This window comes from Acinetobacter sp. IK40, assembly GCF_035615075.1.
GTDB classification, from domain to species: domain Bacteria; phylum Pseudomonadota; class Gammaproteobacteria; order Pseudomonadales; family Moraxellaceae; genus Acinetobacter; species Acinetobacter courvalinii.
In genome coordinates, this window is sequence record NZ_JANBOE010000003.1 from 33,667 (window position 1) to 57,798 (window position 24,132).

27 protein-coding genes are annotated in these 24,132 nt (G+C 42.0%); 15 read left to right on the top strand and 12 right to left on the bottom strand.

The window, feature by feature from the left end; translation table 11 throughout:
• Positions 1-45 precede the first annotated feature (45 nt).
• The 3 genes from MSG93_RS06495 (at position 46) to MSG93_RS06505 (ending at position 1,618) form a co-directional block, all read left to right on the top strand.
• Positions 46-456: a hypothetical protein gene (locus MSG93_RS06495; protein ID WP_262754872.1), complete on the top strand. Its 411-nt coding sequence runs from the start codon at positions 46-48 to the stop codon at positions 454-456.
• Between the two features lie 160 nt (positions 457-616).
• Positions 617-1,087 (top strand): hypothetical protein, encoded by a 471-nt coding sequence (locus tag MSG93_RS06500; RefSeq protein ID WP_262475756.1) that lies wholly within the window; start codon positions 617-619, stop codon positions 1,085-1,087.
• Positions 1,088-1,195: 108 nt separating this feature from the next.
• Positions 1,196-1,618 carry a hypothetical protein gene (locus MSG93_RS06505; protein WP_005227501.1) on the top strand — a complete coding sequence of 141 codons (423 nt, stop codon included), beginning with the start codon at positions 1,196-1,198 and terminating at the stop codon, positions 1,616-1,618.
• Positions 1,619-1,659: 41 nt separating this feature from the next.
• Here MSG93_RS06505 and MSG93_RS06510 read toward each other — a convergent pair whose 3' ends face one another.
• Positions 1,660-3,162: an NAD(P)/FAD-dependent oxidoreductase gene (locus MSG93_RS06510; protein WP_324621053.1), complete on the bottom strand. Its 1,503-nt coding sequence runs from the start codon at positions 3,160-3,162 to the stop codon at positions 1,660-1,662.
• 239 nt (positions 3,163-3,401) lie between these two features.
• Here MSG93_RS06510 and MSG93_RS06515 point away from each other — a divergent pair, with 239 nt between their 5' ends.
• Positions 3,402-3,806, top strand: a complete 405-nt coding sequence (locus MSG93_RS06515) for a hypothetical protein (protein ID WP_324621054.1) — start codon at positions 3,402-3,404, stop codon at positions 3,804-3,806.
• Positions 3,807-3,899: 93 nt separating this feature from the next.
• On the opposite strand, the gene MSG93_RS06520 is transcribed toward MSG93_RS06515, so the two are convergent.
• Positions 3,900-5,255: a S8 family serine peptidase gene (locus tag MSG93_RS06520; protein ID WP_262768927.1), complete on the bottom strand. Its 1,356-nt coding sequence runs from the start codon at positions 5,253-5,255 to the stop codon at positions 3,900-3,902.
• 73 nt (positions 5,256-5,328) lie between these two features.
• The gene (locus tag MSG93_RS06525; protein WP_324621056.1) at positions 5,329-5,640 is read right to left on the bottom strand and encodes a hypothetical protein; all 312 of its coding nucleotides are present in this window, start codon (positions 5,638-5,640) and stop codon (positions 5,329-5,331) included.
• A gap of 617 nt (positions 5,641-6,257) precedes the next feature.
• On the opposite strand from MSG93_RS06525, the gene MSG93_RS06530 reads away from it, so the two are divergent.
• Positions 6,258-6,872 (top strand): hypothetical protein, encoded by a 615-nt coding sequence (locus MSG93_RS06530; protein ID WP_005282875.1) that lies wholly within the window; start codon positions 6,258-6,260, stop codon positions 6,870-6,872.
• Positions 6,873-6,936: 64 nt separating this feature from the next.
• On the opposite strand, the gene MSG93_RS06535 is transcribed toward MSG93_RS06530, so the two are convergent.
• Positions 6,937-8,211, bottom strand: coding sequence for a hypothetical protein (locus MSG93_RS06535; RefSeq protein WP_324621057.1), 1,275 nt, complete (start codon positions 8,209-8,211; stop codon positions 6,937-6,939).
• 121 nt (positions 8,212-8,332) lie between these two features.
• Between MSG93_RS06535 and MSG93_RS06540 the strand changes: the two genes are divergently transcribed.
• Both MSG93_RS06540 and MSG93_RS06545 read left to right on the top strand, forming a co-directional pair.
• Entirely contained in the window at positions 8,333-9,112 is a 780-nt protein-coding gene (locus MSG93_RS06540) for a class I SAM-dependent methyltransferase (RefSeq protein WP_324621058.1), read from the top strand.
• A 19-nt stretch (positions 9,113-9,131) separates the two neighbouring features.
• Positions 9,132-9,692 carry a hypothetical protein gene (locus MSG93_RS06545; protein ID WP_324621059.1) on the top strand — a complete coding sequence of 187 codons (561 nt, stop codon included), beginning with the start codon at positions 9,132-9,134 and terminating at the stop codon, positions 9,690-9,692.
• Positions 9,693-9,974: 282 nt separating this feature from the next.
• On the opposite strand, the gene MSG93_RS06550 is transcribed toward MSG93_RS06545, so the two are convergent.
• Complete coding sequence (locus tag MSG93_RS06550) at positions 9,975-10,538, bottom strand: hypothetical protein (protein ID WP_009513834.1); 564 nt, start codon at positions 10,536-10,538, stop codon at positions 9,975-9,977.
• Between the two features lie 167 nt (positions 10,539-10,705).
• On the opposite strand from MSG93_RS06550, the gene MSG93_RS06555 reads away from it, so the two are divergent.
• Entirely contained in the window at positions 10,706-11,341 is a 636-nt protein-coding gene (locus MSG93_RS06555; RefSeq protein WP_324621062.1) for a class I SAM-dependent methyltransferase, read from the top strand.
• Here MSG93_RS06555 and MSG93_RS06560 read toward each other — a convergent pair.
• Entirely contained in the window at positions 11,338-11,805 is a 468-nt protein-coding gene (locus MSG93_RS06560) for a Holliday junction resolvase-like protein (protein ID WP_004775965.1), read from the bottom strand. The two genes, MSG93_RS06555 and MSG93_RS06560, sit on opposite strands and share 4 nt — an antisense overlap.
• A gap of 130 nt (positions 11,806-11,935) precedes the next feature.
• On the opposite strand from MSG93_RS06560, the gene MSG93_RS06565 reads away from it, so the two are divergent.
• Positions 11,936-12,580, top strand: coding sequence for a ParA family protein (locus MSG93_RS06565; protein WP_005227525.1), 645 nt, complete (start codon positions 11,936-11,938; stop codon positions 12,578-12,580).
• 81 nt (positions 12,581-12,661) lie between these two features.
• On the opposite strand, the gene MSG93_RS06570 is transcribed toward MSG93_RS06565, so the two are convergent.
• The gene (locus MSG93_RS06570; RefSeq protein ID WP_324621065.1) at positions 12,662-13,012 is read right to left on the bottom strand and encodes a hypothetical protein; all 351 of its coding nucleotides are present in this window, start codon (positions 13,010-13,012) and stop codon (positions 12,662-12,664) included.
• A 307-nt stretch (positions 13,013-13,319) separates the two neighbouring features.
• Between MSG93_RS06570 and MSG93_RS06575 the strand changes: the two genes are divergently transcribed.
• Together MSG93_RS06575 and sodC are read left to right on the top strand one after the other, a co-directional pair.
• Complete coding sequence (locus tag MSG93_RS06575; protein WP_005227529.1) at positions 13,320-14,414, top strand: AI-2E family transporter; 1,095 nt, start codon at positions 13,320-13,322, stop codon at positions 14,412-14,414.
• Positions 14,415-14,521: 107 nt separating this feature from the next.
• Positions 14,522-15,103 (top strand): superoxide dismutase [Cu-Zn] SodC, encoded by a 582-nt coding sequence (gene sodC, locus MSG93_RS06580; RefSeq protein WP_324621067.1) that lies wholly within the window; start codon positions 14,522-14,524, stop codon positions 15,101-15,103.
• Between the two features lie 95 nt (positions 15,104-15,198).
• Here sodC and MSG93_RS06585 read toward each other — a convergent pair whose 3' ends face one another.
• A complete protein-coding gene (locus MSG93_RS06585) occupies positions 15,199-16,434 on the bottom strand; it encodes an MFS transporter (RefSeq protein ID WP_420714304.1) in 1,236 nt (411 codons plus the stop codon).
• A 357-nt stretch (positions 16,435-16,791) separates the two neighbouring features.
• Complete coding sequence (locus tag MSG93_RS06590; protein ID WP_324621069.1) at positions 16,792-17,163, bottom strand: hypothetical protein; 372 nt, start codon at positions 17,161-17,163, stop codon at positions 16,792-16,794.
• Between the two features lie 180 nt (positions 17,164-17,343).
• On the opposite strand from MSG93_RS06590, the gene MSG93_RS06595 reads away from it, so the two are divergent.
• The 3 genes from MSG93_RS06595 (at position 17,344) to MSG93_RS06605 (ending at position 19,245) form a co-directional block, all read left to right on the top strand.
• Positions 17,344-18,219: a DUF4349 domain-containing protein gene (locus MSG93_RS06595; RefSeq protein WP_324621070.1), complete on the top strand. Its 876-nt coding sequence runs from the start codon at positions 17,344-17,346 to the stop codon at positions 18,217-18,219.
• Positions 18,220-18,329: 110 nt separating this feature from the next.
• Complete coding sequence (locus MSG93_RS06600; RefSeq protein WP_005227538.1) at positions 18,330-18,917, top strand: NAD(P)H-dependent oxidoreductase; 588 nt, start codon at positions 18,330-18,332, stop codon at positions 18,915-18,917.
• A gap of 13 nt (positions 18,918-18,930) precedes the next feature.
• On the top strand, positions 18,931-19,245 hold the full coding sequence (locus tag MSG93_RS06605; RefSeq protein ID WP_324621071.1) for a putative quinol monooxygenase: 315 nt from the start codon (positions 18,931-18,933) through the stop codon (positions 19,243-19,245).
• Between the two features lie 126 nt (positions 19,246-19,371).
• Here the strand turns inward: MSG93_RS06605 and MSG93_RS06610 are convergent, their stop codons facing one another.
• From MSG93_RS06610 to MSG93_RS06620, 3 genes are all read right to left on the bottom strand, one after another.
• On the bottom strand, positions 19,372-20,232 hold the full coding sequence (locus MSG93_RS06610; protein ID WP_005227542.1) for a hypothetical protein: 861 nt from the start codon (positions 20,230-20,232) through the stop codon (positions 19,372-19,374).
• Positions 20,233-20,437: 205 nt separating this feature from the next.
• Positions 20,438-20,998: a hypothetical protein gene (locus tag MSG93_RS06615; protein ID WP_324621074.1), complete on the bottom strand. Its 561-nt coding sequence runs from the start codon at positions 20,996-20,998 to the stop codon at positions 20,438-20,440.
• 119 nt (positions 20,999-21,117) lie between these two features.
• Positions 21,118-22,527: an FAD-binding oxidoreductase gene (locus MSG93_RS06620; RefSeq protein WP_324621076.1), complete on the bottom strand. Its 1,410-nt coding sequence runs from the start codon at positions 22,525-22,527 to the stop codon at positions 21,118-21,120.
• 346 nt (positions 22,528-22,873) lie between these two features.
• Between MSG93_RS06620 and serA the strand changes: the two genes are divergently transcribed.
• Positions 22,874-24,106 carry a phosphoglycerate dehydrogenase gene (gene serA / locus MSG93_RS06625; RefSeq protein ID WP_005227546.1) on the top strand — a complete coding sequence of 411 codons (1,233 nt, stop codon included), beginning with the start codon at positions 22,874-22,876 and terminating at the stop codon, positions 24,104-24,106.
• Positions 24,107-24,132: the final 26 nt, after the last annotated feature.

Sequence of the window (24,132 nt, forward strand, 5' to 3'; positions counted from 1 at the left end):
GAAGCGGGTTTTTATTTATTTTCTTTTAAAAAGATCTATAAGCATATGAATAAATACGTTCTATCATTTCTTATCCTACTTTCTGTGGGTCATACAGGTTGTAGTTTAAACCCTAGTTCTAAGACTCAGCCTCAAATAGAACATAATCAAAATATACAAAATCCTATTACTATTGGAATGGCTCGCAGTGAATTTATTAGCAAGGTAATTACACCAAGCTCAAGCAAATTAGTCGGCGATCAACGGATCGATACTTTTATATTTTACAAACAAGACAGCACATCCAAACGATTGGGACAAGCGTTATACAATGGTTTAGTCGCAAGTACATTACCGTTTGATTCATTAATAGAAACGGTATCAATACCTGAATCAGCGACTAGAGGCGCTAAGGTAATTATTCAAGTGGTCTATGACTCATCGGATCGTGTAGAAAAGGTTGTAAGGATCCAATAAATCAGTTTGTGCAAACTGATGTATCCACAATTATCACATTCATTAAAGATACCATTGTGATGACGAATGTCAGTGTATGCAAGGTTAAGCTAATATTTGTAGTCCTTCAAAAAACCTGTTAGTAATAGCAGATTTTTTTATGTGCATTAAATTTATATAAATGTCTCAATCTAAAAATTATTATCGTATCGATATCATTATTGCAGCTATACATGCCGCTTTACTCTTGATCGGTTGGGCAAGCTATACATGCTTTCCATTCATTCGAACTAAACCTGATATGAGTGGACTGTTTTTTATGATCATTTCTTTTTTAGGCGGAATGATTGCACTGATTATTTTGGCCGTTGTATTACCGCGTTTAGATCAATCTGTCAGCCAATTAGCACTCAAGAAATTTTTATATGCCCTGCTCTACTGGATTTCGAGTAGCATTATTTTTATTCTATTCAGCAATACCCAATGGCTATTTCACCAACCCTTAGCTTGTATTCTTGTTTTTGCACTGGTTTTTTTCAGCTCAATCTATCTATCTGTTATACGTTTGGCAAGTTTACGCAAAAAAGACTATTTTATTGTGCTCGGTATTTTTAGTTGCTTATTTCTCTTCTTTTTCTGCATAAGTTTTTGATAAAGGTTACGTAGCGTATCAATTTCATATCATCCTCACTCTTTTCTTCAACTCAACGATAAGATATAAAATCTCGATTGCGACACGATCGCTGAAAGGACAGAAAAGATGATGAATAAAGTACAACTCTTATGTTTAACCACTGCACTTGCGGCCTCGTCTTCTCTCTGGGCAGCGGATACCACAAATCACACCGCAACAATATCAAATGCCGAAGCTGAAAAAGCGATGCCATATGGCGACAACCCAAGCATCGGTCGTGTATTGCTGTATAAAACAGGCAAAGGCATGCAGAACCTGGGCAACTCAATTCAGGGTGCATCTGAAAACACCTCTCAAAAAATGAGTGAAAAATGGCAAAGCACCAAACAATATAGCGCTGAACAATCCGAGATCGTGCAAGAGCAAACCCAGAAAGCCAAACAATATACTGCTAAAAAATGGCAGGACACCAAGGATGCAGTGGTCGGAACCAACGAAGGTAATGTTCCAATTGAGCGTGCCGGACTCAGTCAGCCCTCATCGAATTAATCGAAAAACCTCTAGCTTAAACTAGAGGTTTTTTTGACTTATCAGACGGAAACGGGTTCAGTTTGTGGTGCAACCTGACGATCAATCAGATACTCATTTAAATTAAAATGACTGAGTTGCTGGCGCATCTTAAACGTCGTCCATGGCCATACCGTACTGTTGCGTCCATTACGATCAATGAAATAACTCTGACAGCCGCCTTTATTCCAGACCGTGGTTTGTAAGGCTGCTTGTACACGCTGATTAAACCGGGCCATGCGCACAGGATCAACTTCAATGGTTTGAATATTTTGTTGAATCGCCTGTTTAAGTGCATCAATAATATAGGCCAGCTGCGCTTCAATGATAATAAATGCCGAAGAACTCACCGCAATATTGGGCCCAAAAATCAAGAAACCATTTGGACAGTCCGCCACCATGGTTCCCATATAGCCTTCCGGACTACCCTGCCAGACTTCTGACATGCTCTGACCATAACGGTTAAACACTCGTTGGGCAATCGGCGGTTCAGCCACTTCAAACCCCGTACCGAGAATAATCACATCCGCTTCGACGCAGCGACCATCGCTAGTAAATAATCGGTTGTCTTTAACTTCACTGAGAGCAGCAGCTACCACTTCAACATTGGGCTGTGCCAAAGCAGGATACCATTCATTAGACTGGAGAATCCGCTTGCAACCAATCACATAATTAGGCGTGACTTTACGGCGTAATTCAGGATCTTTAATTCCCCGTTTAATATGAAATTCAGCAATACGCTGTACTTGTCGCATGGCTACATTACTTTGTAAGCCGCCATTTAAACTCTCAAAAATACCATATACCGAACCACGCATCAGCGACTGGGTAACAGGGAGATATTTAAAAACGGTCTGGAGCGGAGCAGGTAAAGGCATATCCGACTTCGGTAAAACCCAGTGCGGTGTGCGCTGAAATACCGTCAGTTGCTTTACCAAAGGTTGAATCTGGGGAATAAACTGGATCGCTGATGCACCCGTGCCAACAACGGCTACGCGTTTTCCGGTTAAATCCAGATCATGGCGCCAACGCGATGAATGGAAAATTTCCCCTTTAAAGTCTTTTAATCCTTTGACATCCGGTATCACAGGCTCATGCATCGGGCCACACGCCATAATCGCAAATTGTGAATGCAATTCGCCTTGAGTAGTTTTAATGATCCAGCACTGTTTAGCATCTGACCACGTTGCGGCTAAGGCTTCATGATTGAAGTGAACATGCGGCATGACCTGATATTTTAGTGCGGTATTTTGCAAATATTGTTTGATTTCAGCCTGTCCAGCGAACACCCGACTCCACGCAGGATTCGGTTCAAAAGAATAGGAATACAAAGCAGAAGGCACATCACAGGCACAACCGGGATAGGTATTTTCACGCCATACCCCACCCAGCTCATCAGCTTTCTCAAGCAAAATAAAATCATGGATGCCAGCTTCTTTCAGTTTGATAGCAGCCCCTAATCCTGCAAAACCGCCACCAATGACGATGACCCGATGAAATGCTACAGCTTTCGACTTTGTATTCATGACCTCTTGTTCCCTGTACTTAAAGCCCAAAATACTATGGCATTAAGCCCTGAAACGGTCATTATCAAGACAGGCCGTTTATAGCGTTATTTTTGACAGAATTTGCCAAATCATGCTGCTGTTGGATTCATTCAAAAAATAAGCTTAAAATTTACAGTGTTATCTCAAAACATGCATTGAACTTCACGACCCTAGACCACACACTGAAGTGATTAATTCACAGGACCGGAATTTTGCCCATGCTGCATCGCCCCTTCAAGATCATGCTAGTCTCAGTGCTGAGTGGAATGAGTTTCACCGCCTGTTCAACCTTGCAAAACCAGAGCCCAGCCACTCCCCAAGTATTAGAGCAGATTAAAAATATTGCTGCTTCTCCAACAACAGAAGACAATATTGCGAAACTGATGAAACAGGATAAAAATTGCATTATTGAATTCACCGGCTACTTTGACGGCGGACAAGCCATAGAGCACTGGACATTCAATCACTCTGGATTAATTTCAGCGAGTTCATCGACACAATATACCACCCGTGCCTCTGCAAACACCTCCACAGCATTTGATATTGAAGATCCTGCAGTGCAGGCAAATTTCAAGAAACTGCAAAGTAATTTTAGTGCCAGCACACTGGCGCAATGCCATTGAGGCCATAAAAAACTCGTTGCGGCTATCTCTAGCTGCAACGAGTTATGGCTTTTAAACTATTTTCTGGATCAGTTTTGAGCTTCTAAACCCAGCTTAATTCGCATTGAGACCACTGGTGGCCGCAAGTAAATCAATACGCGGGAAGATCAAACCGGTACGTTTATCGCGAATCGGCTTACCTGTTGCCTTCAAGCGGTTCACGGTCTGGTCTATCGTCTCGGATGGGCTGACATCATTGGCACGTAATAAGGCAATCGCGCCTGCAACATGCGGGGCCGCCTGTGAGGTGCCACCTTGAGTTTCACCGCCTGCGGTAATCATGGCACCCGGTGCCAGCAGGGTCACCAGTGAACCGCCATTACTAAAGCAGGTCACCTGATCGGCTGCAGTGGTCGGATCTGAACACTTCACCGGATTACCCCAGGAGACACCCCCAATATTGCTGTCATAAACAGCACCTACCCGTACAGCGCCTGCAACACAGGCCGGTGAGGAAATACCATCGGCAAAGCCATCATTACCTGATGCGACTACAGGCACAACACCTGCAGCACGTGCATTGGCAAATGCGGTGCTATAACTGCTATTGCTACATTCAGAGGTATATTTCACCCCTGGCACCCCTAAACTCAGGTTCACCGCTTTAATGTTATAGGTTTGGGCATTGTTCACGGTCCAGTTTAAGGCCGCCAGAATATCACTGTCATAGGCAGTACTGCCCCACTGACCATTGACACGAATTTTACGGAAGGTATCGATCCCTATGATTTTGGTTTGCGGTGCAACTTTGGCAATAATACCTGACACATTGCTGCCATGCCCATCATCATCCAGACTGTTATCATCCGGAGCGCTGTCAAAGGCATATACCACCCGACAACTCGATGCCGGGGTATTTACCGCGGTACAGCCAAAATCAGCATGCTTATAATTCACGCCCGTGTCGATCACTACCACGCTGGTTCCCTCTCCGCTAAAGCCATTTGTAACCGCTTGCGGTTGGTTAATTAAAGGGAGGCTTTCCATGGTGGTGGTTACATTTTTACGGTTTGGATACACCCCTTTAACGCTCGGATCATTTAACACTTGCGCCAAGGTTTCGCGGTTTTGAATCCGGTACAAGCCCAAAGGCAGGCCATTAAACTCACGTAAGGTTTGAAAGCCTGCGGCTTTGCTGTATTTAGTTTTGAACTGATTTTTACCCACTGCAATCAGACTACGTTTTTCTCGCCCAAAAGTGGTGCTGGTTGCACTGTTATCATATTCGATCAATAAATCATTTGAATCATTATCGATCAGGGCTTCAATATTAATTTTACCCTGCTGTACTTTATTTAATGCCGCAGAACTCAGGCGTTGTTTGAGTTGGACTGCATTCAGTGTTGCAGCTGAGGTGGTGGTGGTTAGAAAAGCGGATAAGCTTAATAGTAATAAAATTTTATTGTTCACTGTGGATCTCCATCGTTCTTGGATAAAGAACTTTTGAGTTTTTGGTTTTCTTGGATAAAGAAATCCAGCGTATTTAAAGTTTTTTAATTTCATTCGCTGGGTCGTTTTCCGGATCAATCGGTTGTATCGAAGGATCACTTTTGGTGTCATAAAATTGAACATCTTTTTGTGTTGTATTTAATTGATTCAACATATCGGATGTAGTGTGTGTTGCTGTTTTGGCCTCCTCTGGTTTTAAAACGCTTGAACTGCTGCCTGAGTGCTCAGGACGCATCTGGTAAACTGCGGTATCGTCTGAGGCATTGCTCGGCGTTGCGGGTTCAAAATAGAACACCACTACGCCAAGTGCGATCAGGACAAATAAAAATGCGGCAATCTGTTTCATTTATATTCTCCAGTGCTTGAGTTACTGGTCATTACCTGGTTGTCAGTTGTTTTTCTATAAATAATGCGAATACAATTTAAAAATTCACTTTAAATTTCACATATACATTTCAAGTCAAAACGATTAAAAATTTCATGGGACCTAAACCCCTTAAATCTTTTAACTCGATTTCATTCTTCAAAATGAAAAATGAGGTGGAATCGAAAATGGGTCATAAAACTTTAAATGACTCAAAAAAGTACAACTACGATTTCACCTATTTATACCAAGCAATAAAAATGCCATGATTTTGATTATTTTTAAACCGGTTTAATCCTATTTAAATATTCTAAATTTTCATATTTGGTTCGATAAAATATAACTCGAAATGATTAAAAACCGTTTTGCCCCAAAAATATAAAAATGATGATTTACAGGATTTTATATTAATTAAAAAACATCACTTTTCACGTGCTTATTATGATAACCAGTCTTCATAATTTCTCGCCAAAGTGTGTTTAAGCTGTAATCTGGATGTAATTTTTGATGAAAATCACACATTTTTGCTTTTTTGCTCGCTATGATGCAGTTGCGTTAATGAAGTACCGCTTTACGGTACATCGCTTAAGGAAATCGCAATGAAAAAAATGATCAAAACAGCTATCGTGACAACAACTATCCTTGCTTCTGCCTCTGTTTTTGCACAGAGCGCTGAAGTCAATGCGAATGGCTCAGCTCAAGTCAATGTACAGTCTGGTGGCTTGCTTAAGGGTGTGACTGGCGCAGTAAAAAATACTGCTCAAGGCGTTGGTCACGTGGCACAAGGCGTAGGTCATACAGCACACAATGTCGGTCACGCTGCTGTTAATACAGGCGTAAGCGCAACTCAGAAAACCGTTGGAACAGCAACTCATATCGGTTCAACTGTCGTGAACAAAACCGGTGAAGCCGTTAAAAACACTAAAGATTATGCAGTAGAGAAAACTGTTGATGGGAAAGAGTTTGCAGCGGAGACCACTGCAAATGTCAAAAAACGTATTGAAGACAAAAAGGCATCTAACCAACCTAAATCATTAAATTTAGGTGCTCAAACCAATGCGCAAGCACAGGTAAACGGTAAAACTACCGGTGTAAATGCCCAAACCGGCTTGAATGCAGATAAGAAAGGCCTGCAAACAGGTGCCAATGTCGGTGTTAAGGTGCTAGGCGTCAATGCCAATGTGAATACCAACGCAAAAATTGGTGCAAACTAATCCTTTAAGTCCGTTCTAAAAAAAAGCCCTTTGCAATGCAAAGGGCTTTTTTTATGGCAAAGAATTAATTAAATAATTGCAGTTTGGTCTGCTCATCCACATTATTTTCAACAAAATGCGTGAAGCCTTGTTCATCACAGCTTAAGCTCAGTTGCTTATAACTGATGCTACAAAACTCGGCATAACGTTTAAACACCAGCGGCGACTGATCCAAGGCCAAAGCCTCACCGACCTTGACCAGCTTGTGAATACCACGATCATTCATGGTCAATAAATAAGTTTCATCATTCAGCTCGATTTGCACTAATGCGCTGTCCGCAACTTTTAACGGAACAAGATAATTCAGATTGGCTGCAAGCGTCTCAGCGCTATAACTTTCCAGTTTTAAACTCACCAGATTAAAGACCAGACAGCTCTGTTGAGCCGTTATGAGCGTTGGCTTCGAATGACCAGCCTGTTGTACGAAATGCGGCTGAATCCCCAACTTATGCAGGTTCTGCTCGCTGGCATGTTTCAGCTTAAATAACTGTTGTACCAGCTTCTGCTTGATGACCGCATCAAAATAGCGTTCATCCAGCTCAAACTCATTGTTTTCTAAAATCTTCAGTAAGGCTTGATGATGTGTTGCCAATAAGGCATCCAGCACATGACGATAATAGAATTTGCTTTGCTTTTTAACTTCACGTACACGCTTGTAGAAATAAGTAATTTCAAAAGGTTTTTCGACAAAATCATTCAGCAATTGCGAGCTTGCCAGCACCGAAAGTGCTTCATGGCCAGTAAATGGCAAATGAATGACATGCATCTTCGGCAATAAAGGCTGAATTTTTAAAAAATGCTCTTTATCTTCGACAAAATAAGGGTCGTAAACAATAATGTATTCACGCGATGCATCGACTTCATCAGCCTGAATCTGCATATCTTGATGAATGCTGGCATCAAAAAACTCGGCATAACGGCGATCCTGAACCACATCAGGATCGATCGAATACTGTGGGACAAAAGCCACCACTTTTTGCATATTCAACAAGTTGGAATATTTAATTGCAGCATAGCCCCCCATGGAGCCGCCATAGCCGACAATCTGTTTAAACTGTTGCAAAATTGGCAATATCTGTTGCTGCATTTGCAGCATGCTGCTTTTAGGAAACCATGATTTTTGTTTTGGCATAATGCCAAGGACGTTGTATTGATATTTTATTAATGATTTTTCAGCATTAATGGACATTCCTTTGGCGCGACTAATCAAATCGCCGAACGAAACCACTAAAGTGTCACTTGAACCTTTTAAAAAAATAACGCGAATATGTTCATCTTCAAATACGATTTGCTTATCCATGCTCACACTGAGAAATTGATCCAGGGTCTGTAGCAAAAAGTCACCAAATGATGGCTTTGCCAAACCATAATTGCGGAGTATCTTATTTTATAGAGATAAGACAGATTAAAAAGCGCAAAAGATGACACAATCCTTACACCCTGCCGCTCAAAAAGGCTTTAGTTTAGGTGCCGAACTGTACCAGCAGGTTCGCCCCAGTTACCCGCAAGATATTGGGGTTTGGCTGCAAGATCGCCTCCAGATAGGTGAAAATTCCACTGTTATTGACCTTGGTGCCGGGACTGGCAAATTCTTACCCTACCTGTTGCAAAGCAAGGCAAAAGTGATTGCGGTCGAGCCTGTCGCTGAAATGTTACAACAGCTTCAGCACAGCCATCCACAGGTGAAATGTATACAGGCATCCAGTGATCATTTGCCACTGGCAGATGCCTCGATTGATGCGATTCTATGTGCCCAATCGTTCCACTGGTTTGCCAATCTTGAAACCTTGACAGAAATGCATCGGGTATTAACACCGTCAGGATATTTAGGGCTGATCTGGAATCAACGCGACACCACGGTGGACTGGGTCAACGCATTGGCGGAGGAAATTGCTCCGCTAGAAGGAGATACTCCACGTTATCACAGTGAGCAATGGAAACAGGTTTTTGAACAGCAGCAACTGTTTAGCTTTGTTGAATTGCAGACCTTCCAGCAGAAACATCACGGTACGGTTGAGCAAGTGGTGAGTAAGCGTTTATTGTCGACCAGTTTTATTGCCGCCATGCCGGTCGCAGAACAGCAACAGTTAAAAGCAAAGTTCGAACAAATCGTATTTGATTTTACCGGTCTAACTGCGCAAGATCAGATTGATTTCCTCTATACCACCTTTGCATATCATTTTCAGAAAATTGCAAACTAAATATTTGTCGAGTTGATCCATGCCGAGTATGAAAACCACCTTTGCCCTGAGCTGTATGCTCAGTTCAGCCCTGCTCTTGAGCGCCTGTAATAAAGATAAAGAACCGACAGCCAAACAGGAGCAGCAAAGCAGTTCGGCCCACGATGAGATTGGTCAATTAAAGCAGTTGCCGATCAAACAGTTCCCTGCAACCGCAGATGATGGCCATGATATTGCCATACTGGATGACTATGACCGCCGCTTTACCGATATGAGCGATAGCATGGAAATGGAATTGGCCAAGATGAAAGAAGCCAATACCTTAACCCCGGAATTTGAACAGCAACGCCAAAAGGACAATGTTCAATCTGCGCTGTCGATGCTGAAAGATCTGGAACTAAAAACCGAGCAAGGCCGTTATATTCAAGGCTTACTGTATGATTATTGGGAACAGCAGGCAAAAATTTTGGACCAGACGGGTACTGCTAAAACAGAGACTCGCCAGCCGGTCGATCAGCTCAATGAATATCTACATGCTCAAAGCCAGTTACATCACTGGAGAAGTACTCAGTCCGCTGAAACAAAGATGCAGGCTGAGTGATAAGTCACAAATTTTTCCTAAAAATTAGATACGCGCTAAAGTCATCCGCAACCTGACAATTATCTAAAAAGTGTTAATTTTTGTATTTAATACAGATACTAATAAAATGCAGAGAGTGAACAGGTTTTGCGGATGACAATGCCTTTGCTTACTTTGGGCGAAACCAAAGTAAGTCCAGCTGAAAGCTTATCCTGATAGTGGATCAGCCTCCTGCAAGACTCCGCCTTAATAAGGCAAAATCAATCTTTTGAATGACTAAAATCTGTCTAGAACGGTTGAACATTAAATATTCTGTTTCTCAATCCACTGGATCGAGTTAACACGGAACAGTTCACAGGCCCCATCACCGACACCACCGGGGGTAAGCGATGATTTCCACACCAGATCCTTATCACGAATCTCAACCAGTTCACCTTTTAACTGCACCAGATCACCACGTTTCACCTGTTTAATCTGCTTGGCAATCTCTGGATTGGCAGGAATAATGTGCATATTCGATACCATTTTGATGGCCTGATCGGGTGGGACCGGTAAGGTTTTCATTTTCCAGTTCAGGTAACGGTCATATTGTTGAACATCAATGGTTCGAGCAATCTCGGGATTCGCAAACAGACCCAAACTGACCGCATAATCAATCGGAGAAAATTTGGCTTGCTCATCATCATGATAGAGTTTTGAACCAAGAATCCGGAAGTTGCCGTCAAACGGCTTGAGTACCGAAATCGACTGATATTTCACAACGGGCGCTAAACCATTGGCAATATTGTATTCTTCCCCACTGGTCGATGCATGTGTCTGCCCAATTGCAACAACCATGCACAAACTCATCAACAGACGTTTTTTCATGGCTCAATCATCCTCAACATAACGAAAAACTTAGAAAAGCACGTCTCTTCATAGTATGCTTAGATGGTGAAAAAAAGTGCTTTTTTTAGTAACAATCAAACTCACTTTGGTCATATTTTTGTGGTGCAGAGACCCTCCGCTTATTTTGAATCAATGAATGGATTTGTATGATTTACCAATTTTACCAACGCCGTATATTCCCTCATTTGCTGAATCAGGTCATGCAAACCGCCAGCCTGATGGATCGACGTCGTGAATTATTGCTCCCGATCGAAGGAGAAGTCCTCGAGATTGGTTTTGGTACAGGTCTGAATATTCCCTTCTATGGCAATGTCGATACGCTTTATGCGCTGGAGCCAAATCCGGACATTTATCTGCTTGCGGTTGAACGGGTTCAACAGGCGCCATTCTTTATCAAGCATATCCAATCCAGTGCAGAAAAACTGCCTTTTGCCACCGCATCTCTGGATCATGTGGTCTCAACCTGGACCTTGTGCAGTATTGCCCAGCTTGATCAGGCACTGGCAGAAATCTATCGCGTGCTCAAGCCGACAGGGACCTTTCATCTGGTTGAACATGTCAAACATCCAGACTCTGCGAAAATACAGTCCTTGCAAACTTTACTCACCCCGATCCAGAAGCGTATTGCAGATGGTTGCCACCTCAATCGAGATATGGAGCGACACCTGTTACAAGCCAAATTTAAACTGATCGAAAAACAATATTTTGATGCGGAAGGCATTCCGGTCATTGCCCAAAAGATGCTATTCGCGCGGGCACAGAAATTAGAGATCCCACATTAATCTTCAAAATCGATTCTTAAGGTCTCAAAACGGATCCGGCCTTCGCGTACCGCTTGGGCAATGGCCTGCTGTCCCTTGCTTAAGCGTGCCCCGCCACTTTTGATGTCGAGCAAGATCACTTCGATATCTTCGGCCGTTCCATCACCATCACGGAAATCGGTATAACCATCAAACACCACATAATCGACCGGATCACCGAGGAATTTGGCATCACTAGGCAGATACTGGAATTCAGGCAAGATCGGTGCAAACTGTTCCGCCATTTTTCCCTTCAGCACCGCCCGGCTGGTATTGACACTGCGCTTCTGTGCATCCAGCAAGGCCTGTTTATGTTCCAGTTCCAGCTCGGCAATATACTTTTCATATTCGGCCTGTACCCGACCATTTCGGGTACTGGACAAAATAATGGTGGTGATGACAACACCAATACAGCCACCGATCAACATTGCAAGCCAAACCGACATAAAACCTTCCTTTTTCTGAATATCGCTATTTAACTGCAACATTAAACTTTTGTCATGTGTAACACACTCGCGCTAAAAAGATGCTAAGGTATGGTTGAATACGAGAGCCAAGTTAAATAAATCTAATTTCATGAAAACCATATTAATCGCAAATCAAAAAGGTGGCTGTGGCAAGACCATGACAGCGATCACGCTCGCTGCCGCACTCTCACAAAAAGGCTATAAGGTCGCGCTGGCCGATGCAGACAACCAGAAATCTTCTTTACAATGGTTAAAGCAGCGTCCGGCGACGGTGACTGGCATTCAGAGTCTGGATTGGCGACATGAAAAATCAATCGGTGAAGCACCAAAAAATCTGGACTATTTAATTATTGATGCCCCTGGTGCGCTGTCAGGTGAACATGCGGAGCAACTGGTCAGCGAAGCGCATGCCATCGTGACGCCGCTGCAACCTTCGTTCTTCGATATCGATAGTACCCGTCGTTTCCTCAAGCATTTGCAAGACATTAAACGCATTCGTAAAGGCAAGGTCCAAATCCTGCTGATTGCCAATCGGGTCAAACCGAACAGTTCCAGCTCTAAAGATATTCAGGACTTCTTTAACAAGATTGAACAGGAACCTGTGGCCTGGATTTCAGAGCGGAGTGCCTACGGCACATTAGCCATGCAGGGTCTCAGTATTTTTGATAAAACCCAGAAAAACTTTGTCAGTATCCAAAGCCAGTGGCAACCGGTGTTAAACCAGTTAGTCGACGATCCCAGTGAATGGTTTTAAATACACTGGTTCCATCTCGTAAAGATGAAACCAGTGAAAGGCTTGGTTCTCGATATCGCTCGATTTAGCAAGCTTTGATGTTTATTCAGGCGTGATAAACGGAGCAGGATTTTCGCTCGGCCCGTCTTTTTCAGCACTTTCATCTTTCAGATTATGCTTCATTTCGTCACGGTCCAGATTTTCAACTGCTTTACGAATATTTTCATTACCATGACTTCCCTCAGGGTTTTGCGAAGTCGCGTTCTGGTCTAAGCTTTGCTGCAATTGCTCGGTATCTGTGAGCCCTTCAATCTCTTGATAGCTGGCTTTATCGTTATTGAATAGGTTCGCAACGTTGTCATTGGGCTGGGAAACATCGTTAGGATTTGTTTTTGCTTGATTATGCGGATCTGCTTTTTCAGGTGATTGATTGTGATTATTTGAATAAGCCATCGAACTACTCCTTAAAATTCATTTATGGATGCGTGATGGATTTAATCTAACAATACGCTTTGTAACTCGTTGCCGACTCCTGTATTAAACTCGATAGTAAATGTTGCCAGCGTGAGTTCATGTATTTTGTGCTGAACATTATTTCCTGTTTTTTACATGTCTCACCATCGAACGCGCTGACATTTTTAAATTTATGCTGTTGCTGGAGCAAAACATTTAAAGGTGAAATTACCGAATGAAATTTTACTGTGCAGATTTTTCAGTTAATATGATTTTATTCGCATTTTACTTTTAGAGACGGACGCTTGTGCAACAATACGCTCCCATATTACAACGCGTTTTGCTATTTGGACTGTTCTTTGTCCTGCTCTTTTTGGGATTCAGTATTCTCAAATACTTTATTGTCCCTGTGCTTTGGGCGGCCATTATTGCGTATATGACCTGGCCTGTTTATTTATGGGTACAGCGTCGTTTCTTTGGTGAAAACCGTCCTACCCTAAATGCCACACTAATGATTACGCTGGTGATTTTAGTGATCGGAATTCCTTTTATTTTTGCAATCTTCATGTTGCAACTGGAAGGACGCAATTTATATTTTAATTTACAACGTCAACTATTCTCGGGTCATATCCAGATTCCGGACTTTATCAGGAACCTGCCCATCATTGGTAAGGATATCAGCCGTACCGTAAATGAACTCAGCAATGATCCGAACAGCATTACCAAGAATATTGCGGAATGGATTCAAAGCCACTTGAGTTATGGACGTTTTGTGCTGAGTGAAATTAGCCGTAATCTGGTCAAACTGACCTTTGCCATCATGACCCTGTTCTTCTTTTATCGTGACGGGCAAATGATTCTGGCTCAGGTGAGCCGTGCCCTGGAAATGGTGATTGGGCCACGTGTGCATCATTATCTGGACACCATTTCAGAAACGACCCGTGCCGTAGTCTATGGCGTTGGTTTAACTGCAGTGGCACAAGCCCTGCTGGCAGGTCTGAGCTACTTTGTCGCGGGTGTACCGAATCCAATGCTACTTACTATGGTGACTTTTATCCTCGCACTGATTCCTTTTGGCACACCGGTTTCCTATCTGGGTGTTGGCCTATGGCTCTTTGCGCAAGGCCAAACCATGGAAGCGATTGGCGTGGTGCTGTGGGGTGTATTGATTGTCAGCAGTTCGGATAATGTGATTCGACCGTTGGTGATTTCAGGTGCAACCCGGATTCCGTTTATCCTGATCATGTTTGGGGTACTGGGTGGTATTGCCAGTTTTGGTTTGGTCGGTCTATTCATTGGTCCTGTGATTCTTGCGATTCTATTGGCGATCTGGCGTGAATGGCTGCATGAAAATGTGGATGAACCGGTTGCAACACTGGATGCTCCATCTGAAACCAAATAGGTTTATTTTGTTTAATTTTTTGTCACCAATTGATTAACTTGCTTGCGGGATATCCTAGACTTTGTTTGAATCGTCAAATAAAGATAATTTATAAGGATATCTTCGCAATGACTTTAACGATTCAAAAACTCTCTTTACTGGGCTGTCTGGGCCTGAGTATTGCTGCCTGTTCTTCTGCTGATTTAGATCACAATGCATCAAAAATCCAGACCCAATCAACCACGCAAGAACAAAAACAACTGGTACAGGTCTATCAGGTCGATGCCAAAGGTGTAGGATCTTCTATTGGTACAGTGGCTTTTCAGGAAACGCCAAAAGGCTTGCTCATCACCCCTGCGCTCGGCAAGCTTTCGCCGGGTGAACATGGTTTCCATATTCATGAAAATGGTTCATGTGAAGCCGCAATGAAAGATGGCAAAATGGGTGCAGCACTCGCAGCTGGAAGTCATTTAAATCCAAATAATGCTCCTCATCACGGTACCCCGGAAAATGGTCATTTGGGTGATTTACCAGTTCTGGTTGTAGATGCAAAAGGCTTTGCCACCCAACCTGTGATTGCACCACGCTTAAAACTGGCTGATATTCATGGCCGTGCCATTATGGTGCATGTCGGTGGCGATAATTATTCTGACTCACCGAAACCTTTAGGCGGTGGCGGAGACCGTATTGCCTGTGGTGTGATTAAATAATTTAAATACTGTGGGTATCTAAAAAGATATCCACAGTTTTGCTGCTGTTTTGAGCAGCATAAAAAAAGCTGAGATATTGATCTCAGCTTTTTTTATTAGTTGAGGCCTTCTGCTTTACGCTCCAGCATCACCTGTTTTAACACCTTGCGCGGTTGTGCAAACCAGAATCCAATCAGCACCACACTCGCCAGTGCAAAGGCCCAGATATGCACATGGGTATATAGCACCCGTACCAGTTCAATGATGACAAAATAACTGACCATCATCAGCATTGAAACCGCCGCAGCGACCGTCCCTTTTGACACTTCAGAAGACATCAAGGCAAAACGGTACATCACTGAGAAACTGATCCCCTCGCCTAAACTGACCAAAGTCATACCAATCAATAAGCATGGCACCAGATAAATGGGCCAGATCACCCCCAGCACCAAGAACAGCGTTCCCAGTAACATAATCGGCAAGCCCATTAAAATGGTTTTACCTAAAGGGAAACGGTCAATAATCTTGATTAGAATCACATTACCGATAATCAGGCCAAAGAACACCGGGAACTGGGCCAAGCCATATTGCACACTGCTGAGCTTTAACTCATCTACCAGAATGATCGGTGACAAGGCGATCCACAGCATTAACGGCATACCGACCAAAGGTAAAGCAATGCTTAAACCAAGAAAACGGCGATTGCTAAACACTTTTTTAAAGTCATCCAAGATATAGCTAAATGGCTGTTTCGGCTGTTTGCGACTTTCCTGTGTGGCAGGCATAAATTTCTTTAAACCAAACCAGCTCATGAAAGACACTGCCGCAATGGCGACAAAGCCCCAATGCCATGACACATAATCAATCAGGAATGCACCCAGTACCGGCCCGAGCAAAGGGGCAAGCAAAGAGATATTGGCCATGAGTGCCATGACCTTGATGGCATCACGCTCTGCAAAGCTTTCCTGAATCGCAGCATAACCCACTGCTGAAATCACCGATAAACCCATGCCTTGCAGGAAACGTAGCGTTAAAAACTGCTCGATATTATGGGTCAGCAAAATCAGTAAACAGCAGATCGTAAAGAAAGCTACACCTGCCAGTAATACTTTTTTTCGTCCCAGCCGGTCTGAAAGAGGGCCAAGTAACCATGCCACACTGGCCCCACCCAACAGGTAGAACGACATGGATGAGGGCGCCCAGGTTGCACTTACGGCAAACTGTTCGGTAATGGCCAGCATGGCTGGCTGAATCAGGTCATTACCGATATAAACCGAAAATTCAAATAGTACTAAAGCTAAAGGAAACATGAGCGTTATACGGTTTAACGTCATGTTCTGATTATTCGTCATCATGTTTTATTCACAAAAATAACCAACTAGTGCCCGTCCCATTTTCAAAAAAAGAAAACAGGATCACGACCACGAGATTTTATGGTTTAGAATTAAATTTTGATTTCATGCCCTAAAAAAGCATGTGATAAATGTGAAAACACCGTATTCACTAGGTGTATATAAGAAAAACAATCTATTTACGTGAGACTGGTAAATGTTTTACCTTCTGGCACAATCGCCAGACGCAACTTTAGCACTTTTTTAAAATGACAGCAATTTGAATCCATCTTCCACAGCGATTGTGACAATGTGAATAACCTGAAAGTTATCCACATTTTTGAATAGATTTTAGACTGGACAATAGGGTCCCGATCATTATGGGCATAACTCAAACTGGAAGGTTTCGGTATTTTCACCTCTGGCACATTGGTAGCTCTGCTTTTTATTCACAATTTTCCAGACGTCCTGATCGCGCTTTAATTGATATTCGGTACGCACCGCCACCACAGAATCATCTAGTTGCGCCTGTTCCACCGTAATCTGTGCATCGCTTGGATTCTCTGCCGTATTAAACTGCTGATCTATCTTTAGATTATTATCATCGTGAAATAAATTCGGCTGATCCAGTAATACCGCATGCATGGCCGTACTTTTTTGAACTGCCGCTTGTTGTTGCGATTCAGTAATAGGTTGATTACATGCGCTGAGGAATAAAGCACATCCCAATATCATTGCAGTTTTATACATTTTGCCCTCTGCACTTCATGTTGCTCATTTATGCTACTATACAAAACTGCATGGTCAGGCAACAAAATGTTATGACGTGCTAGAGATTTGTTGGATTCAACAATCTGCTTATAAATAAACAAATAAATCGAAGATACTGATTTTACGACCTTCATATCACAACAATTTAGGCATGCAGAGATGTCAGATTTTACTAAAAAATTAACTGTTATTTTAATACTGAGCAGTAGCCTGGTTGCCTGTTCAAAACATCCAGATCATGCGGCAAATGAGGCTGCTGTTGCAACTGAAACTGCCGCTGCAGACAGTCAAGCGATTCAGGACAATGCCGCGAAAAATCCGGAACAACTGGTGAGTCAGCAACAAAATGCCTTGGAGCAGAACCGTCAACTGGTTAAAAGTGCCCAACTCCAGTTTGAAGTCAAAGACGTATTAAAAACCACATCAGCACTGGAACAGCAGTTATCGCAATACCAAGGCTATATCGAAGAGAAACAGATTAATTATCAAGTCAGTGACCGATCTGAACGGGATCGTATCGATGGCAGTGTCGATATTTATGAAAAAATCACCCCCACGGTACAACTCACGGTCCGTATCCCCAATCAACAGGTTACGCCTTTCCTGAATCAGTTATTACCCTTGATGTTGAACTTTAATAGCCAAAGCTATGAAGCCAAACGTTATGAATTAAAACTGCTTGAAGAAAAACTGAATACCGCCAACCAAAGTAACAGTGCATCAAATGCGGTCAACAACCAGTTGCAGCAACTGACCAATCTGGAAGTCAAAGACCGTTTGGCCTATAGCACCATCCGACTGGAGTTTTTCCAGCAAGCGCAAGTCCGCAAGACCCGTGATCTCAATATCAATCGCATTGCAACCTTAGACAGCGATCCTTTACTCAGCCGAATCTGGGAAGCGATTAAAATCGGACTCTATGGCCTAAGAGAGACGATCATCTGGCTCGTGATGTTATGGCCGTTGTATCTCGCGATTGCAATTTTATGGGGCATTCGCCGTTGCTATAAGGCGAAAAAATCAAAAGCTGAATAGTTTAATTATTGATTTTTGGTCAATAGTATTTTGCTCATTTATGCATTTTTACTCATGAATAGATTTTCTAAAATACGCTCAGTTTTTAGTATCTATTTTTGAGTAATCCCATGAGCAATATTTTAATTATTAACGGCGCGAAAAAGTTTGAACATTCTAATGGTGAGTTGAATGACACCCTGACCGAGATGTCTCAAGCACATCTAAGCAGCTTAGGTCATCAGGTACAGGTGACGCGTACCGACAGTGACTATGACATTCAGGCCGAAATTGCCAAATATTTATGGGCAGATGTGGTGATTTACCAAATGCCAGGCTGGTGGATGGGCGCGCCGTGGACCATGAAAAAATATATTGATGATATCTTCACCATCGGGCATGGTTCACTCTATGCCAGCGACGGTCGCAGCCGTTCAGATGCCTCTAAAAAATATGGTTCAGGTGGTCTAATTCAGGGTAAAAAATACATGTTGTCTTTAACCTGGAATGCACCGATGGAAGCCTTTACCGATCCTGACCAGTTCTTCCACGGTGTTGGTGTGGATGGTGTTTACCTGCCTTTCCACAAAGCCAATCAATTTCTGGGTATGGAATCGCTTCCAACATTTATTGTCAATGATGTGATCAAGGCACCGAATGTGCCAAGCTATCTTGAAGCCTACAAAGCTCATTTAGATCAATTATTTGCAGCACATTAAGCGAGAACATGTCATGCTAATTATTATTGCTGAAATCCGTACCCATGCAGGTGCTGAGCATCGTCAAGCGGTATTAGATGCATTTAAAAAAGTGACACCAACCGTACTGGCAGAAGATGGCTGTCATGGTTATGAAGCCTTGATTGATCACCTGCCTGCAATTGAGATGCAGGCCACTGATGAGAATACCATTGTCATGTTAGAGAAATGGCAAAGTACTGCTCATCTGGAAGCTCACATGCAAACTGCCCATATGCAGCAACATTTTGAAGCAACCAAAGACTATGTGGCTAATGTGAATATTCGTATTCTGGAAAGCGGTATCTAGATTACAAGCGATCAGTAAGGTAGGCTTACTGATCGTGATCTTATCCAATATATTCAACTAAATAAAAGGAAAAATCAGAATTAAAGAGTAACAAACAGGTTCATTTACTAAAGGACCTTAATGCTTCTATTCTTTACTCAAAATACTTTTTATAATTTTGTGAAACAAAGGCTCACTTCCTGAACTTTGTAGTTCGATTGGCTGTGTAATTAAAAAGGACCTTATCTCGCCATCAAAAATATAAGGATAAAATTTTGCATTCAAAAATGCAGGCTTCAGCTTTTGATATATCTTATCTGTCTCATCACTAAAATAAATATTTGGATACCCAACTTTTATAACATCACCACTTTCATTGACTAATAACTGAATTTCTAAAGTTCTTTTTTTCCAACCTAACTCGTGTGATTGGAAATTTGGTATTGATGGAAAAATAAGGTATTTAGGGGACATTTCATCATTAGGTCTAAACCTCCTAGAACTTAAATCAATATAATTATATTGTTCCCAATCACATTCAGAGTTATTTTTCTGAACCTGTCCAATAAATGAGCCATCTTTCGCCCTTAGAGAAACTTTCATCGTACTTGCATTTACTTTCGTAAATATATTTTGGCTTAGCTCATAACAATATATTGGAAATAAAATATTAGTAAACATGTCAACATATTTACTTATAGGATCTTCTAAATCTTTATTTGATTGAGCTTTTAATAAAGTTACATCAAAATTCATTTCTTGAAGTAACCCCGTAGAAGATAAAATTATTTTAAAAGCATTAGAGTCAGGATCTAGATTTCTTTTTTTATTTAATTTTTCAGTTGTTTTGGAAATATTTATAATTTTATAATTCGTATCTAAAAGTCCTGCTTTAATTAAAGCCAAGTCTAAGTCAGACGGCCTATCACCTTTACTCAAATTATCGTCAGCCCATCCGAGCTGAGTTCCAAATAAAATGAATAAACATAAAAGAGTATTCTTAAACATCAATTTCCCCAATAAATAGAATAATTACTTATGTAATTGTAAATTTTTACTTACAGCAATATATATTTTAATAAAAAAGCGCATCTTTCGATACGCTTTTAGCAGAACTTCTTTTATTTCATCAAGCATTAAAGAGCAAATAATTTACTGAGGATGTTAATCTATTTAACTGACAGACAGTTAAATACTAATAGATTTAACCTGCTTATCTCTGGTTCTCACCCAATATATTGCCAAAAATTCTATGTAATATAGGTTCCTTATCTGAGCTTTCAATTTCAATGGGTTGCTGAGCTCGAAAAGCTCTTGACTCTCCATTTTCAACATAAGGATAAAACTTTGCTTTTAAAAACGCTGGTTTTAATTTTTGAAAAATTTTATCAGTCTCGTGCTTTTGATTTTTATTTTCAAATAAAACCTGCTCTACATCTCCATGCTCATTAACGAATAGGTCTAGAACCAACACTTGCTTTTGCCAGTTCAATTCAGCCGAACTAAAATCAGGAATTTGAGGTGCTATCCGATAATTCAGACGTGCAGGTCTCTCTTGTGTTTTTGTTAAATCCAGATAAGTATCTGCAGGATGTTTTTCTTCTTCTGCTGGCTGTGCGTGATGATTATTTTCTGAAGCTATGACATTCGCTTTTGCTTTAATTTTTTCATTCAACTCCTTTGAGTCAGACTTGTTAAAATCATAACTTTCTTGAGTTTGTTGCAGCACAAATAATAGTAGCAATCCTAAAAATATGGTTATATTTATTGACATTATACTGAGCTCAAAAATCCGAATCGGCCAAAAATGATGTTCACTTAAGTGCCATAGCATAAAATAAAAGCGCATCTTTCGATACGCTTTTAGCAGAGCTTGTTTTATTTAATCAAGCATTAAAGATCAAATAATTTGCCAGGGTTCATAATCCCGTTCGGGTCAAACGCCAACTTCAATGCCTTCATATATTCAATTTCTTCAGGCGAACGTGAATATTCCAAATACGGCTTTTTGGTCATGCCCACACCGTGCTCGGCAGAGATCGAACCATCATATTTTTTCACAGTATCAAACACGTATTTATTCACCACCTGACACTTGGCAAAGAACTCATCTTTGGTCAAGTTTTCAGGTTTTAGAATATTTAAGTGCAGATTGCCGTCACCGATATGACCAAACCAGCAGATTTCAAAGTCAGGATAATTATCTTGAACAATCGCATCAATCTCACGAATAAATGCAGGTACGTGGGTAATTAATACTGAAATATCATTTTTGTATGGAATGAACGGCGCGATTGATTCCGAAATATCTTCGCGTAAACGCCATAAGCTTTCGACCTGCTCAAGGCTCTGGCTCATCACGCCATCCAGCACCCAACCCTGCTCCATACAATGCTCAAAGATTTCCATAGCCTTGTCGACAATTGGCTCATACGGCGCTTCAAACTCAAGCAATACATAGAATGGGCATTGTGTTTCAAATGGACGTTGTACATGTCCACGATCGAGCACCTTTTGCATCGCAAGTTCACCAAAGAACTCAAATGCGGTTAAGTCAATATCTTTCTGGAATGCATGGAGTACCGGCATCACAGCATCAAAATCAGGTACACCGAGCACCAATACTTGTAAGTTCTGTGGCTGGCGCTCAAGCTTGATTTCAGCTTCAGTCACTAGACCCAATGTGCCTTCGCCGCCGATGAATAAATGCTGAAGTGAATAACCCGTCGCATTCTTAATCATGCCTTTGTTTAAACGCAGGATATCGCCTTTACCTGTTACCACGGTCAAGCCAAGCACCCAGTTACGAGTCATGCCGTATTTAATGACTTTAATACCGCCCGCATTGGTGCCGATATTACCGCCAATCTGGCTTGAACCCGCTGAAGCAAAATCGACTGGATAGTACATGCCTTGTTCTTCGGCATAATTCTGTAATTGCTCGGTCACGACACCTGCTTGTACGCGTACCATACGATCCGCTGGGTAGAACTCAAGAATCTGGTTCATCTTGTCAAAGCTAATCACGATCTCGCCATTGCTTGCGACCGCGCCCGCAGAAAGGCCGGTACGACCGCCCGATGGGGTAATTGCGACATTAAACTGGTTGGCAAGTTTGACAATGGCCTGCACTTGTTCAGTGCTTGAAGGGAAAACGATGACTGATGGGTTCGGATCAAAATGTTTAGTATGATCACGTCCCCAATTTTCCAAACTGTCGGCATCGGTTTTAATACGGTTTTCACCCACAATTGCCGTTAATTGGGTCAATAACTCAGGTGTTAAAGCGACTGAAGCATTCATCGTTTACAGGCCTAGCAAGAAGTAAAGATAGAGCGTCTGGATAACAATACAATATTTTTCAATATCTTAAACTGTAATATCCAACATATGGAAACTCGGCAGAACAGTGCAAACCTGATGGTTTCAGGTTTGACTATCAGATACCTGCATTTTACATAGAAGCAGGCATGGGATAAAGCGCAGGATAAAGATACTGTAATAACAAAATGTGTTTAACCCGTAAAATTCAGCTGCAACTGAAAAATTATAGCAATTCTGCTGTGCTAATTTTAAACCAAATATTTATATCTCAAAGCTGTATGCTATAGTACTGCAACTAAATTTTGGCCTTTGTAGCGGAGCCGTAATGAGCCAACATCTATCACTACCTAAAGACAAAATCCGTTTCCTTCTGTTAGAAGGTGTGCATCAAAATGCCATCGATACCTTAAACGCAGCGGGTTATACCAACATCGATTACCACAAAACTGCGCTTGAAGGCGAAGCTTTGAAAGAAGCGGTTAAAGACGCTCACTTCATTGGTATCCGTTCCCGTACTCAATTGACTGAAGAAATCTTTGCAGCTGCGAACAAACTGATCGCAGTTGGCTGTTTCTGTATTGGTACCAACCAAGTTGATTTAAAAGCGGCAATGTCTCGTGGTATCCCTGTTTTCAACGCACCGTATTCAAATACACGTTCGGTTGCAGAACTAGTTCTTGCTGAAACCATTTTGTTACTTCGTCGTGTACCTGAAAAATCGAAAGATACACATGCGGGTGGCTGGAACAAATCTGCGGTAGGTTCGTTTGAAACTCGTGGTAAGACTTTAGGTATCGTCGGTTACGGCTCGATCGGTTCACAACTTTCTGTTTTGGCAGAAAGCTTGGGTATGAAAGTGATCTACTTTGATGCTGTAACTAAATTGCCATTAGGTAATGCACGTCAAGTTGGCTCTTTAGATGAACTTTTAGAAACTGCGGATGTGGTGACTTTACACGTTCCAGATGTTCCATCTACGCGTAACTTCTTCAAGAAAGAACAGTTCGCGAAAATGAAAAAAGGCTCAATCTTCTTGAACGCTGCACGTGGTACCTGTGTAGTAATTGAAGACTTGGCGGATGCGATCAAAGCGGGCCACATTGCAGGCGCAGCGGTTGACGTATTCCCGAAAGAACCAAAAGCCAATGGCGAAGAATTCCAGTCTCCACTTCGTGGCTTAGACAACGTGATCTTAACCCCGCACGTGGGTGGTTCGACCATGGAAGCGCAAGCCAACATCGGTCTGGAAGTTGCTGAAAAATTCGTTGCGTATTCAGACAAAGGTATGACGCTTTCTGCGGTGAACTTCCCAGAAATCGCATTGCCACTTTCTGATGGCCAGCACCGTTTACTGCACATCCACAAAAACATGCCGGGTGTGTTATCGAAGATCAACACCTTATTCGCTGAACAAGGCATCAACATCTCTGGTCAGTCGTTAATGACCAAAGGTGATATCGGTTACCTGGTGATGGATGTTGACGCATCTGCATCTCAAGAGGCGCTAGATACCTTGAACCATGTTGAAGGTACCATCCGCGTTCGCGTATTGTTCTAATTTATAGTTAGAACTATGCTGAAAAA